The sequence below is a fragment of the Serratia sp. CY32780 genome (assembly GCF_052169135.1).
Classification (GTDB): Bacteria; Pseudomonadota; Gammaproteobacteria; order Enterobacterales; family Enterobacteriaceae; genus Serratia; species Serratia sarumanii.
Genome location: NZ_JBJNLI010000006.1, coordinates 1 through 13324, shown reverse-complemented (window position 1 = coordinate 13324; position 13324 = coordinate 1). Strand labels below are relative to the sequence as shown.

Sequence of the window (13324 nt, the reverse complement as noted above, 5' to 3'; positions counted from 1 at the left end):
TATTGAATAATGGCAAAGGCACCTGTTCGTACACGTAAGCGTGTAAGAAAGCAAGTCTCTGACGGCGTGGCTCATATCCATGCTTCTTTCAACAACACCATCGTTACCATCACTGATCGTCAGGGTAATGCTTTGGGTTGGGCAACAGCCGGTGGTTCCGGTTTCCGTGGTTCTCGTAAGTCCACTCCGTTCGCAGCACAGGTTGCAGCAGAACGTTGTGCTGACGCAGTAAAAGAATACGGTATCAAGAACCTGGAAGTTATGGTTAAAGGACCTGGTCCTGGTCGTGAGTCTACTATCCGCGCTCTGAACGCGGCTGGTTTCCGCATCACTAACATTACTGATGTGACTCCGATCCCTCATAACGGTTGTCGTCCGCCGAAAAAGCGCCGCGTGTAACGCAGCTTTTAGGATTGTTGGAGAAAGAAAATGGCAAGATATTTGGGTCCTAAGCTCAAGCTGAGCCGTCGTGAGGGCACAGACCTGTTCCTTAAGTCTGGCGTTCGCGCGATCGATTCCAAGTGTAAAATTGAACAAGCACCTGGTCAGCACGGTGCGCGTAAACCGCGTCTGTCTGATTACGGTGTTCAGTTGCGTGAGAAGCAGAAAGTTCGCCGTATGTACGGCATTCTGGAGCGTCAATTCCGTAACTATTACAAAGAAGCAACCCGCCTGAAGGGCAACACCGGTGAAAACCTGTTGCAGCTGCTGGAAGGTCGTCTGGACAACGTTGTTTACCGTATGGGCTTCGGCGCTACTCGTGCAGAGTCACGTCAGCTGGTTAGCCACAAAGCAGTTATGGTAAACGGTCGCGTTGTTAACATCGCTTCTTATCAGGTATCTCCGAATGACGTAGTCAGCATCCGCGAGAAAGCTAAAAAGCAGTCTCGTGTTAAAGCTTCTCTGGAGCTGGCTGAGCAGCGTGAAAAGCCGACTTGGCTGGAAGTTGATGCTGCTAAGATGGAAGGCGTGTTCAAGCGTATGCCTGAACGTACCGATCTGTCTGCGGACATTAACGAACACCTGATCGTCGAGCTTTACTCCAAGTAAAGCTTAGTACCAAAGAGAGGACACAATGCAGGGTTCTGTGACAGAGTTTCTAAAACCGCGCCTGGTAGATATCGAGCAAGTCAGTTCGACGCACGCCAAGGTGACCCTTGAGCCTTTAGAGCGTGGCTTTGGCCATACTCTTGGCAACGCACTGCGCCGTATTCTGCTTTCATCTATGCCGGGTTGCGCGGTGACCGAGGTTGAGATTGATGGTGTACTGCATGAGTACAGCACCAAAGAAGGCGTACAGGAAGATATCCTGGAGATCCTGCTCAACCTGAAAGGGCTGGCGGTGAGAGTTCAAGGCAAAGACGAAGTTATTCTTACCCTGAATAAATCTGGCATTGGCCCTGTGACCGCTGCCGACATCACCCATGATGGTGATGTCGAAATCGTCAAGCCTCAGCACGTGATCTGCCACCTGACTGATGAGAACGCGGCTATCAGCATGCGTATCAAAGTTCAGCGCGGTCGCGGTTATGTGCCGGCTTCTGCCCGAATTCATTCGGAAGAAGATGAGCGCCCAATCGGTCGTCTGTTGGTTGACGCCTGCTACAGCCCTGTAGAGCGTATCGCCTACAATGTTGAAGCTGCGCGTGTAGAACAGCGTACTGACTTGGATAAGCTGGTCATCGAGATGGAGACCAATGGCACGATCGATCCTGAAGAGGCGATCCGCCGTGCGGCCACCATTCTGGCTGAACAACTTGAAGCTTTCGTTGACCTGCGTGATGTACGTCAGCCGGAAGTTAAAGAAGAGAAACCGGAATTCGATCCGATCTTGCTGCGCCCTGTTGACGATCTGGAATTGACTGTCCGCTCTGCTAACTGCCTCAAGGCAGAAGCTATCCACTACATCGGTGATCTGGTACAGCGTACCGAGGTTGAGTTGCTGAAAACGCCAAACCTGGGTAAAAAATCTCTTACCGAGATTAAAGACGTGCTGGCCTCACGTGGTCTGTCTCTGGGCATGCGCCTGGAAAACTGGCCGCCGGCAAGCATTGCTGACGAGTAACCGGATCACAGGTTAAGGTTTTACTGAGAAGGATAAGGTCATGCGCCATCGTAAGAGTGGTCGTCAACTGAACCGTAACAGCAGCCATCGCCAGGCTATGTTCCGTAACATGGCCGGCTCTTTGGTTCGTCATGAGATCATCAAGACGACCCTGCCAAAAGCAAAAGAGCTGCGTCGCGTTGTTGAGCCGCTGATTACTCTTGCCAAGACCGACAGCGTAGCTAATCGTCGTCTGGCATTCGCCCGTACTCGTGATAACGAGATCGTGGCAAAACTGTTTAACGAGCTGGGCCCGCGTTTCGCGAGCCGTGCCGGTGGTTACACTCGCATTCTGAAGTGTGGCTTCCGCGCAGGCGACAACGCGCCGATGGCATACATCGAGCTGGTTGATCGTGCTGAGTCTCAAGCAGAAGTAGCAACTGCAGAGTAATCTGTAGACGCGTAAAAAAACCGGGCTTGCCCGGTTTTTTTACGTCCAAACCCAGCCAAATGTGCGTAATTCCCCCGCTGCGCTTAAGATCCCCGCCCCTGTCCGCTATGCTAAGGCTTAATCATTAGGCTAACCGAGGCTGTCTTTCATGGGGCTGCTCGATCAATGGGCGGAACGCCATATCCTTGATGCCCAGGATAAAGGCGAGTTCGACAATCTGCCCGGCCAGGGCCAACCGTTGGCGCTGGAAGATGACAGCTCGGTGCCAGCTGAACTGCGCGCCGGTTACCGTTTGCTGAAAAATGCCGGTTACCTGCCGCCGGAGCTGGAAGATCGCAAAGAGGCGTTGACCGTTGCTCGTTTGCTGCAAGAGATTAACAGTGAGCATCAGGACTATGTCGAACTCAGCAAACGCATGGCGCTGCTGGAGCATCGGTTGCGTCAGGCTGGGATGAGTACGGATTTCTTGCATGGTGAATATCAGCGTGCATTGGACGGCAAATTCACCCGGGAGGAGAAGTAATGTTCAAGATAGGTCAGTTGGCCAAGCTTGCCGAAGTGACGCCGGATACCGTGCGTTACTATGAAAAGCAGGGCATGATGGATCACAATGTCCGCACCGAAGGTGGTTATCGGCTCTACACCGAGCAGGATCTGCAGCGGCTGCGCTTCATTCGCTATGCCAAGCAGCTGGGATTTACTCTGGAAACGATCGCTGAGCTGCTGTCGATCCGCGTCGATCCTGAACATCATACCTGCCAGGAGTCGAAGTCGATCGTCGATGCGCGCCTGAGCGAAGTGGAAAGCAAGTTGGCGGAGTTGACTCGCATGCGCGAATCGCTGAAGCGGCTGAGTGATGCCTGCTGCGGTACTGCCCATACCAGCAATTATTGTTCTATTCTGGAAGCCTTGGAACAGGGCGCCAGCGATGAAAAAGGCAAAAAAGGTTGCTGACGGCACTTTAATTTTTATACCGCCGGCAGTATTATCGCCCCGTTTTATCACCACACCTTTTACAGGAGCATTATCATGACGAAATATCGTCACACTAAAGGTCAGATTCAAGATAACGCCATTGAGGCGCTGCTGCATGATCCGCTATTCCGTCAACGAGTAGAAAAGAATGTGAAAGGCAAAGGCAGCTATCGGCGTAAAGAAAAACACAGCAAAGGCGGTGACTGGGAGGCCAGTGGTAAACTATCAAGCGATAATTTACCACTGGCCTTCTGGTTTTAAGGCATTAAAAAAGCCACCTTCGTCAGGTGGCTTTTTATTGGCATAACCAAACGCTGTTTTACAGTTTTGGCTGCTGTTGCTGGCTCAGTAGGTCACGGATTTCCGTCAGCAGTTTCTCTTCTGCGGTAGGTGCTGGCGGCGCTGCCGGCGCTTCTTCCTGCTTGCGGCGCATTTTGTTCATCAATTTAATTGCCAGGAAGATGGCGAAGGCGACAATCACGAAGTCGAATACGGTTTGAATGAATGAACCGTAGTTCATTACCACCGCCGGTACGGCGCCCTGAGCTTCACGTAATACCAGATGGAATTGTTTAAAGTCGACGCCGCCGATCAGTAACCCCAGTGGTGGCATGATGATATCGGCCACGAAGGACGAAACAATCTTGCCGAATGCGGCACCGATAATCACACCGACGGCCAGATCGACCACGTTGCCACGCATGGCAAATTCGCGAAACTCTTTCAACATACTCATAGAACGCACCCCTTGCAGAATTAATAACTCAAGTTTAACAAAGCAATTTCCCTTTGCCACAAAAGGAGAGAAGTTTTATCTCCTCCCAAGGCAGAGAACAACTACGCGATTATAGACCACCGCCTAATAAATTTGTTCTACAAGAAGAACGGGCTCGGTTGGAACAGGCGTTCAACGTCCGGCACGAATTTCTTGTCGGTAATAAACATGATGACGTGATCGCCCTGCTCGATTTTGCTGTTGCCGTTGGCGATGATCACGTCGTCACCACGTACGATCGCGCCGATGGTGGTGCCCGGTGGCAGCTTGATGTCTTCGACGATGCGGCCGACCACTTTGGACGTGCTTTCATCGCCGTGGGCAATCGCTTCGATCGCTTCCGCCACGCCGCGGCGCAGCGACGAGACGCTGACGATATCCGCTTTGCGCACGTGCCCCAACAGGGCGGAGATGGTCGCCTGCTGCGGCGAAATGGCGATATCGATCACGCTGCCCTGCACCAGATCGACATAGGCGCGGCGCTGGATCAAGACCATCACCTTCTTGGCGCCCATGCGCTTGGCCAGCATGGCGGACATGATGTTGGCCTCATCGTCGTTGGTGATGGCGATGAAGACATCCACCTGTTCGACGTGCTCTTCGGCCAGCAGCTCCTGGTCGGAGGCATCGCCGTAGAACACGATGGTATCGTGCAGCTGCTCGGCCAGTTCGGCGGCGCGTTGCTGGTTCCGCTCGATCAGTTTGACGTTGTAGTCTTTTTCCAGCTTGGCGGCCAGGCCGGCACCGACGTTGCCGCCGCCGACGATCATGATGCGCTTATAGGGTTTTTCCAGCCGCTGCAGTTCGCTCATCACCGCGCGGATGTGCTGTGATGCGGCGACGAAGAAGACTTCATCACCGGCTTCGATAATGGTCGAGCCTTGCGGACGTATTGGTCTGTCCTGGCGGAAAATAGCGGCGACGCGGGTGTCGATATGCGGCATGTGTTCGCGCATCGAAGAGAGCGCATTGCCGACCAGCGGGCCGCCGTAATAGGCTTTAACCGCAGCGATGCTGACCTTGCCTTCGGCGAAGTTGACCACCTGCAGCGCGCCGGGGTATTCAATCAGCTTGTAGATATAGTCGATGACCAGCTGCTCCGGTGAAATCAGATGGTCGATCGGCACCGCTTCCGGCAGGAACAGTTTCTCCGACTCGCGGATATATTCCGGCGCGCGGATACGGGCGATGCGGTTGGGGGTATTGAACAGAGAATAGGCGATCTGGCAGGCAACCATGTTGGTTTCGTCGGAGTTGGTGACGGCGACCAGCATGTCGGCGTCTTCTGCGCCGGCTTCGCGCAGCACCCGAGGATGAGAGCCGTGCCCCTGAACCACCCGCAGATCGAATTTATCCTGCAGCTGACGCAGCCGGCCGGAATCGGTATCGACGACGGTGATATCGTTGTTTTCACCCACCAGGTTTTCCGCCAGCGTCCCGCCAACCTGACCGGCACCAAGAATAATTATTTTCATCGTGTTCTCTGCTTCACACTGAAAGACTTAGGGCGCGCACGCACGCCCCGAAGCATTACATTTTAATCAGCTTAGCGTAAAAGAAGCCATCGCCGTCCTCGGGATGCGGGATATTCTGCCGCCCCGGCCGCTGCGCATCGCCGGTTTCAACCAGCTTGGCATCGGCGTGGCGCTGCAAGAACGCGGCGATCTGGCTGCTGTTTTCATCTGGCAGGATAGAGCAGGTAGCGTAAACCATCACGCCGCCCGATTTCAGATGGGGCCAGACGGCTTCCAGGATGTCGGCCTGCAGCGCGGCGAGTTCGGCGATGTCGTGATCGCGACGCAGCCATTTGATGTCGGGGTGACGGCGGATCACGCCGGTGGCGGAACAAGGCGCGTCCAGCAGGATCCGGTCGAACAGCTTGTCAGCGCACCATTGCTGCGGGGTGCGGCCATCGCCCAGCTTAACCTCTGCGTGCAAACGCAGGCGCTGCAGGTTTTCCTTCACTCGCGCCAGGCGCTGTTCGTCGATATCGACCGCCATGACGTGCGCTTTCGGCGCCGCTTCCAGAATATGCGTGGTTTTGCCGCCAGGCGCGGCGCACAAATCGAGGATCTGTTCACCGTCTTGCGGATCCAATAGATCGACACAGCCCTGGGCTGAGGCATCTTGCACGGTGACCCAGCCGTCGGCGAACCCAGGCAGATCGGTCACGGCGCAAGGCGCCAGCAAACGCACCGCGTCGGCATAGTCTGAATGAGGCTCCGCGGCGATGCCTGCGTCGGTCAGCAACTGCAGATAAGCTTCGCGGGTGTGATGCAGGCGGTTGACGCGCAGCCACATTGGTGGCTTCTGGTTATTGGCGTCGACGATCTGTTCCCAGTTGGCGGGATAGGCTTGTTGAATGCGTTTCAGCAACCAGCTCGGGTGCAGATAGCGGCTGTCATTGTTGGCGGCGCGCTGCAGCAGCTCTTCCTGCTGGCGTTGGAATTGCCGCAAGACGCCGTTAATCAGGCCTTTCAACTGTGGGCGTTTCAGCGCCACCGCGCCTTCCACGGTTTCGGCCAATACGGCGTGCGGCGGGATACGGGTATACAGCAGCTGATACAGGCCGACCATCAGCAGATAGTGCAGCGTACGCTGTTTGCCGGTCAGCGGCTTGGCCATCAATTGTTGAATGCACCATTCGAGCTGCGGCAGCACGCGCAATGTGCCGAAGCACAGTTCCTGCAGCAACCCGCGGTCCTTATCGCTGATGGCGGTTTGCAGCGCCGGCAGGACAGTGCTGAGCGACTGCCCTTGATCCAGCACCTGGCCGATGGCTTTGGCAGCGATGCTGCGGAGATTGTAATTATTTTTCATAGGCTGAAGCTGATAACGATCGGCATTAAGAAAATAACGGCCCGGCGATGAACGGCCGGGCAGTGGGGTGACTTACAGCCGGTTACCCGGGGTAAACCATTCACGGCGTGAATTTAACAGGTCCTGCGCCGACATCGGTTTCTTGCCGGCGGGCTGCAGTTGGATCAGATTGAGGATGCCGTCGGCGGTCGCCACCTGAATGCCGTGCTTGTCGGCATGGACAACGGTGCCCGGCTCCGCATTGGCGCTTTGCGCCAGTACGCTGGCTTGCCAGACTTTCACCGGTTGATCGTCGATGGTGAAGTAGCTGATCGGCCAAGGGTTGAAGGCGCGGATGCAGCGCTCCAGTTGTTCGGCGGACAGCGTCCAGTCCAGGCGAGCTTCTTCTTTGCTCAGCTTCTCGGCGTAGGTGACCAGCGCGTCGTCTTGCACTTCGCGGGTGGCGCTGCCGTCGGCCATTTGGCGCAGCGTCGTCAGCATGCCCTGCGGGCCGAGCTGCGCCAGCTTGTCGTAGAGACTGGCGCTGGTATCGCTGCTCTCAATCGGGCAGGCAATCTTGTGCATCATGTCGCCGGTATCGAGACCGACGTCCATCTGCATGATGGTCACGCCGGTTTCGCTGTCGCCGGCCCAGAGCGAGCGCTGGATCGGCGCCGCACCGCGCCAGCGAGGCAGCAGCGAGCCATGTACGTTGATGCAACCGAGACGCGGCATATCCAGCACCGCCTGCGGCAGGATCAGCCCGTAGGCAACCACCACCATCACGTCGGCGTTAAGATCGGCCACCAGGCGCTGGTTCTCTTCGGGGCGCAGCGATTTGGGCTGAAATACCGGCAGTTGGTGTTGCTCAGCCAGCACTTTTACCGGGCTTGGCGTCAGCTTGTTGCCGCGGCCTGCCGGGCGGTCGGGCTGGGTAAAAACGCCGACAATCTGGTGCTCAGATGACAACAGCGCGTCAAGATGACGCGCTGCGAAGTCTGGTGTTCCGGCGAAAATAATCCGTAAAGAGTCAGACACGTTGATTTCCTGATCGGTTAGGCGCGGGCTTGAAGCTTGGCCATTTTTTCCAGTTTCTGACGAATGCGCTGACGCTTGAGCGGCGACAGGTAATCGACGAACAGTTTACCCATCAGGTGATCCATCTCGTGCTGGATGCAGATCGCCAGCAGATCGTCCGCTTCCAGTTCGAAAGGTTTGCCTTCGCGATCCAGCGCGCGGATCTTCACCTGCGCGGCACGTGGTACCAACGCACGCTGCTCGGGAATGGAAAGACAGCCTTCCTCGATGCCGGTTTCGCCGCTCTTTTCCAGCAGCTCCGGGTTGATCAGCACCAGACGCTGATCGCGATTCTCGGAGACGTCGATCACGATAATGCGCTGATGGATATCCACCTGAGTCGCAGCCAGGCCAATGCCTTCCTCTGCGTACATGGTTTCAAACATATCATCCACGATGCGCTGGATATCTGCATTGACTTCTTTTACCGGCGCTGCGATTTTGCGCAGACGCTCGTCTGGGAAATGTAATACCTGCAAGACTGACATATATCTTTAGATCTGTATCCGAGTAATGAACGAGGTTTAACCTCTATTCTAGACATTTCCCGGCCTGATTGACAGCATTGCGCACCAATTGCTCAGATTGGTAATACCACCGTTTTTGCTGAGGGAACAGACGATGCGGCCGGAAGAGATCGCTTTACGGATGCGAGGGGTAACGGGGCTGCAGACAGTCGTGGCCAGCCGGTTCGTGCGGCAGCTATCGCAAATGGGGCGCGAGCCTCGCAGCGCGTTGCGTGAACTGGGGTTGAACGAGCGGCAGCGGGCGCAGTTCAACCAAGCGGATCCCGCTTATCTGGCGGCCAGCCTGCGTTGGCTGGAACTGCCGGCGCACCGTATGCTGAACTATGGGGCGGCCGGCTATCCGGAACGCCTGGCCCAGATCGACGATGCGCCGCTGTTTTTGCTGATCGAGGGCGATCCTCAAGCGTTGCTGCGCCCGCAGCTCGCCATGGTTGGCAGCCGGCAGTTCAGCCACTACGGCGAGCGTTGGGCCAATCATTTCGCCGCGGAATTGGCGCGTTGCGGTTTCACCATCACCAGCGGTTTGGCGATCGGCATCGACGGCATTTGCCATCGCGCAGCGCTGGCGGCCGGCGGTTGCACGGTAGCGGTATTGGGCAGCGGGTTGGCCAATGTTTATCCACGCCGGCACCGCAGGCTCGCGGAGCAGATTGTCGAGCAGGGCGGCGCGGTGATTTCGGATCATTTGGTCACTGATTTGCCTCTGGCCGACCATTTTCCGCGTCGCAACCGCATTATCAGCGGGCTGAGCCAGGGCGTTCTGGTCATAGAAGCCTCGTTGCGCAGCGGCACCCTGGTGACGGCCCGCTATGCGCTGGAGCAGGGGCGTGAGGTATTCGCCTTGCCGGGGCCGTTAGGGAACCCGATGAGCGAAGGCACGCACTGGCTAATTCAGCAGGGCGCGCATCTGGTTACCGGGCCGAAAGATATCGCAGAATTGCTGGGAAGCAGCCTTCAATGGCTGCCACTGAACGAAAATACAACTATTTGTGCGTCGCAGGCTGAAGTTGAATTGCCATTTGCCGATGTGTTGGCTAACGTAGGAGATGAGGTGACACCTGTTGACGTCGTCGCTGAACGTGCCGGCCAACCTGTGCCAGTGGTGGTAATCAAGTTACTCGAACTGGAGTTAGCAGGGTGGATCGCAGCTGTACCCGGCGGCTATGTCCGAATAAGGAGGGCAAGCCATGTTCGACGTACTCATGTACTTGTTTGAAACTTATATCCACAATGAACCAGAGATGCGCGTCGATCAGGATCAACTGACCGATGATCTCGCCCAGGCGGGGTTTCATCGGGATGATATCTACAACGCGTTGAATTGGCTTGAGAAGCTGGCTGACCTGCAAGAAGGTCAAAATGCGCCTTACTTTATGGATGCCGATCCGCTGGCAATGCGGATCTACACCGAAGAGGAAAGCGCGCGTTTGGACGCCGGCTGCCGTGGTTTTCTCCTGTTCCTGGAACAGATTCAGGTATTGAACCTCGAAACCCGTGAAATGGTTATCGACCGCGTTATGGCTTTGGATAATGCGGAATTCGATCTCGAAGATCTGAAATGGGTCGTGTTGATGGTGCTGTTTAATATTCCCGGATATGAAAGCGCCTATCAGCAAATGGAAGAACTGTTGTTTGAAGTGAACGAAGGTTATCTGCATTGAGCCGATAACGCGCATAGAAGACGTTATGACAAAAAACGCGATTTTTGCCGCCAGGCAAAATGAACCCTGTCCGGAATGCGGGGCCGAGCTGGTGATCCGTAGCGGTCGCCATGGCCCCTTCCTCGGCTGTTCCCAGTACCCTGAATGCCAATATATTCGGCCGCTGAAAGCGCAGGCCGACGGGCATGTCGTCAAGGTGCTGGATGGGCAGCAGTGCCCGAAGTGTCAGGCGACGTTGGTGCTGCGCCAGGGGCGCTATGGCATGTTTATCGGTTGCAGCGATTATCCGCAGTGCGATCACACTGAAGTGATCGATAAGCCTGATGAAACCGCCATTACCTGTCCGCAGTGCGGTCAGGGCAAGCTGTTGCAGCGTAAATCGCGCTACGGCAAGGTTTTTCATTCCTGCGATCGTTATCCGGAATGCCAATTCGCCCTCAATGTTAAACCCGTCGCCGGTGAATGCGCCTATTGCCATTACCCGCTACTGATGGAAAAACGTACGGCAAAAGGCCCCGTCCTGTGCTGTGCCAGCAAGCTGTGCGGAAAACCCGTGGCGACTACAGAATAATCACATCATGAACTCAGAATTAAGCCCGAACCTTTTATCTATCATCGATGCTTTGCATCAACAGCAGGTGATTGCCTATCCCACCGAAGCGGTATTCGGCCTGGGGTGCGATCCCGACAGCGAACAGGCGGTCAATGCGCTGCTGGCGTTGAAACAGCGGCCGTGGGAAAAGGGGCTGATTCTGATCGCCGCCGACTATACGCAGCTTAAGCCCTATATCGACGACAGCGCGCTCAGCGAACAGCAGCGCGCGACGATGTTCGCCAGCTGGCCTGGGCCGGTAACCTGGGTGTTGCCTGCCCGGCCGGAGACGCCGCGTTTGCTGACCGGGCGTTTCAGCTCGCTGGCGGTGCGCGTCAGCGATCATCCGTTGGTGCAGCAACTGTGCCGGGAGTACGGCAAGCCACTGGTATCGACCAGCGCCAATCTCAGTGGTCTGGAGCCGTGCCGCAGTGCGGATGAAGTCGCGCGGCAATTCGGCGAGGCTTTCCCGGTATTGGCCGGCGAGGTGGGTGGCCGTCTTAACCCTTCCGAAATCAGAGATGCTCTGACCGGCGAACAGATCCGTCAGGGCTAGAGGTAATGGGCATGGAGAAGTTTGCGGTATTTGGCAACCCTATCGGTCACAGCAAGTCGCCGCGAATTCATGCGCTGTTCGCTGCCCAGACTGGCATTGAGCATCCCTATGGAGCGGTGTTGGCGCCGTTGGACGGTTTTGAAACCAGCCTGCAGGCGTTTATCCACGCCGGAGGGCTGGGGGCGAATGTCACGGTGCCTTTCAAAGAGCGCGCTTATGAGGCCGCTTCCGAGCTGAGCGAGCGCGCAGCGATGGCCGGCGCGGTCAATACCCTGAAGGTATTGCCGAATGGCGGTCTATTGGGGGACAACACCGACGGCATCGGTTTGCTGACCGATCTGCAGCGTCAGCAATTGATTCGGCCGCAGGATCGCATCTTGCTGGTGGGGGCCGGCGGCGCGGCGCGCGGCGTGATCCTGCCGCTGCTGTCTTTCGGCTGCCGGCTCACGATCACCAACCGCACCTTCAGCCGCGCCGAGGAGTTGGCCGACGCTTTCCGGCATCTGGGAGAGATCTCGGCGGCGCCGATGGATCAACTGAATCAGCAAGCGTTCGATCTGGTGATCAACGCGACGGCGTCCGGTATCAGCGGGGAGATCCCGGCGTTGCCCTCAGGCGTGGTGAACGCGCAAACCCGTTGCTATGACATGTTCTATCAGCAGGGCGTCACGCCGTTCCTGGCCTGGGCGCAGCAGCAAGGGGCAACGGAATATGCCGATGGGCTGGGCATGCTGGTGGGGCAGGCGGCGCATGCTTTCCTGCTTTGGCATGGAGTGATGCCAGAGATCGAGCCGGTATTGCGCCAGCTGCGCAGCGAACTGGCGGCATAATTTCCACCCCGTTCTCTATATAGGGAACGGGGTGGCCGTCAGATGTCTTCCGACAGATATTCATCTTTCCAACGCACATAGTTGTTAGAAGAATAAAGTAATCCTTCCAACTCGGCGGCGGTCAACGGCCGAACCTGGCGTGCCGGGCTCCCCATATAGAGATAGCCACTGGCCAGCCGTTTGCCCGGCGCCACCAAACTGCCGGCACCAATCATTACGTCGTCTTCTACTACTACACCGTCCAACAGGATCGAGCCCATACCGACCAGCACCCGGTTGCCGATGGCGCAGCCGTGCAGCATGGCTTTATGACCCACGGTCACGTCTTCCCCAATCAGCAGGGGATAACCGTCGGGGTTATGTTCGGAACGGTGAGTCACATGCAGTACGCTGCCGTCCTGAATATTGCTGCGCGCGCCGATCTTTACCGCATTGACGTCACCGCGGATAGCGACCAGCGGCCAGATACTGACGTCATCCGCCAGTTCGACGTCGCCGATCACGACGCTGGAAGGATCGATCAAGACACGCTGACCGAGTTTGGGGGTGTATTGAAGATAAGAACGTACTGCATCGGACATAGTGCTGCCTCACGTCGGGATCATATTTACCGGCAATACTAGACCCTGGCGATGGAATTACAACCAACGGCAGCGCCGGATCCTGCTGAAAATGGCCCTGATCGCACAAGATCCACACGGAAGGGCTGAAAAGTGTGCAAACAGAAAGAAAAGATCAAAAAAGGGGTTGTGCAAAAAACTCGGATCCCTATAATGCGCCTCCATCGACACGGCGCAAGTGATTCACTTCACACAGCGGCCGGGAAGAAAGAGAAAAAATCCTGAAAATTAGGGTTGACTCTGAAAGAGGAAAGCGTAATATACGCCACCTCGAGTTAGCAAGCGAAAGCGCCTAACTCACTGCTCTTTAACAATTTATCAGACAATCTGTGTGGGCACTCCACAAGACGATATCCAGCATCTTCGGATGCAAAAAAATATCAAGTCTTGAAGAGTGACTAACTGAAGTAAAATTCA

18 protein-coding genes are annotated in these 13324 nt (G+C 56.1%); 12 read left to right on the top strand and 6 right to left on the bottom strand.

Annotated elements, in window-relative coordinates; translation table 11 throughout:
• Positions 1–9: 9 nt before the first annotated feature.
• From rpsK to ACJ8HH_RS20405, 7 genes are all read left to right on the top strand, one after another.
• Complete coding sequence (rpsK, locus tag ACJ8HH_RS20435) at positions 10–399, top strand: 30S ribosomal protein S11 (RefSeq protein WP_004929731.1); 390 nt, start codon at positions 10–12, stop codon at positions 397–399.
• A gap of 30 nt (positions 400–429) precedes the next feature.
• On the top strand, positions 430–1050 hold the full coding sequence (gene rpsD, locus ACJ8HH_RS20430) for a 30S ribosomal protein S4 (RefSeq protein ID WP_004929729.1): 621 nt from the start codon (positions 430–432) through the stop codon (positions 1048–1050).
• Between the two features lie 25 nt (positions 1051–1075).
• Positions 1076–2065 carry a DNA-directed RNA polymerase subunit alpha gene (locus ACJ8HH_RS20425; protein ID WP_002919219.1) on the top strand — a complete coding sequence of 330 codons (990 nt, stop codon included), beginning with the start codon at positions 1076–1078 and terminating at the stop codon, positions 2063–2065.
• A gap of 40 nt (positions 2066–2105) precedes the next feature.
• Positions 2106–2495, top strand: coding sequence for a 50S ribosomal protein L17 (gene rplQ / locus ACJ8HH_RS20420; protein ID WP_004929726.1), 390 nt, complete (start codon positions 2106–2108; stop codon positions 2493–2495).
• A 148-nt stretch (positions 2496–2643) separates the two neighbouring features.
• Positions 2644–3018: a DUF1992 domain-containing protein gene (locus ACJ8HH_RS20415; RefSeq protein WP_039569815.1), complete on the top strand. Its 375-nt coding sequence runs from the start codon at positions 2644–2646 to the stop codon at positions 3016–3018.
• Complete coding sequence (gene zntR / locus ACJ8HH_RS20410; protein WP_033636251.1) at positions 3018–3449, top strand: Zn(2+)-responsive transcriptional regulator; 432 nt, start codon at positions 3018–3020, stop codon at positions 3447–3449. The genes ACJ8HH_RS20415 and zntR overlap by 1 nt, the downstream gene beginning before the upstream one ends.
• 75 nt (positions 3450–3524) lie before the next feature.
• Positions 3525–3731, top strand: coding sequence for an alternative ribosome-rescue factor A (locus tag ACJ8HH_RS20405; RefSeq protein ID WP_039569814.1), 207 nt, complete (start codon positions 3525–3527; stop codon positions 3729–3731).
• 58 nt (positions 3732–3789) lie between these two features.
• On the opposite strand, the gene mscL is transcribed toward ACJ8HH_RS20405, so the two are convergent.
• The 5 genes from mscL to def all read right to left on the bottom strand — a co-directional run bounded on the left by mscL (position 3790) and on the right by def (position 8609).
• On the bottom strand, positions 3790–4206 hold the full coding sequence (gene mscL, locus ACJ8HH_RS20400; protein ID WP_025304493.1) for a large-conductance mechanosensitive channel protein MscL: 417 nt from the start codon (positions 4204–4206) through the stop codon (positions 3790–3792).
• Positions 4207–4343: 137 nt separating this feature from the next.
• Positions 4344–5720, bottom strand: coding sequence for a Trk system potassium transporter TrkA (trkA, locus tag ACJ8HH_RS20395; RefSeq protein ID WP_033636248.1), 1377 nt, complete (start codon positions 5718–5720; stop codon positions 4344–4346).
• A 55-nt stretch (positions 5721–5775) separates the two neighbouring features.
• Complete coding sequence (gene rsmB, locus ACJ8HH_RS20390) at positions 5776–7065, bottom strand: 16S rRNA (cytosine(967)-C(5))-methyltransferase RsmB (protein WP_039569810.1); 1290 nt, start codon at positions 7063–7065, stop codon at positions 5776–5778.
• 72 nt (positions 7066–7137) lie between these two features.
• A complete protein-coding gene (gene fmt / locus ACJ8HH_RS20385; protein WP_033650014.1) occupies positions 7138–8082 on the bottom strand; it encodes a methionyl-tRNA formyltransferase in 945 nt (314 codons plus the stop codon).
• A gap of 17 nt (positions 8083–8099) precedes the next feature.
• Complete coding sequence (gene def / locus ACJ8HH_RS20380; protein WP_033636244.1) at positions 8100–8609, bottom strand: peptide deformylase; 510 nt, start codon at positions 8607–8609, stop codon at positions 8100–8102.
• A 133-nt stretch (positions 8610–8742) separates the two neighbouring features.
• On the opposite strand from def, the gene dprA reads away from it, so the two are divergent.
• The 5 genes from dprA to aroE are packed head-to-tail and all read left to right on the top strand — an operon-like array spanning position 8743 to position 12287.
• On the top strand, positions 8743–9864 hold the full coding sequence (gene dprA / locus ACJ8HH_RS20375; protein ID WP_060452093.1) for a DNA-protecting protein DprA: 1122 nt from the start codon (positions 8743–8745) through the stop codon (positions 9862–9864).
• Complete coding sequence (gene smg / locus ACJ8HH_RS20370) at positions 9836–10309, top strand: DUF494 family protein Smg (protein ID WP_033650013.1); 474 nt, start codon at positions 9836–9838, stop codon at positions 10307–10309. The genes dprA and smg overlap by 29 nt, the downstream gene beginning before the upstream one ends.
• A 25-nt stretch (positions 10310–10334) precedes the next feature.
• Positions 10335–10880 (top strand): DNA topoisomerase family protein, encoded by a 546-nt coding sequence (locus ACJ8HH_RS20365; RefSeq protein WP_004929705.1) that lies wholly within the window; start codon positions 10335–10337, stop codon positions 10878–10880.
• Between the two features lie 7 nt (positions 10881–10887).
• Positions 10888–11457: an L-threonylcarbamoyladenylate synthase type 1 TsaC gene (tsaC, locus tag ACJ8HH_RS20360; protein ID WP_060452094.1), complete on the top strand. Its 570-nt coding sequence runs from the start codon at positions 10888–10890 to the stop codon at positions 11455–11457.
• A gap of 11 nt (positions 11458–11468) precedes the next feature.
• Positions 11469–12287, top strand: a complete 819-nt coding sequence (gene aroE / locus ACJ8HH_RS20355; RefSeq protein ID WP_060452096.1) for a shikimate dehydrogenase — start codon at positions 11469–11471, stop codon at positions 12285–12287.
• Between the two features lie 38 nt (positions 12288–12325).
• Here aroE and ACJ8HH_RS20350 read toward each other — a convergent pair whose 3' ends face one another.
• A complete protein-coding gene (locus ACJ8HH_RS20350) occupies positions 12326–12868 on the bottom strand; it encodes a gamma carbonic anhydrase family protein (protein ID WP_060427195.1) in 543 nt (180 codons plus the stop codon).
• Positions 12869–13324: the final 456 nt, after the last annotated feature.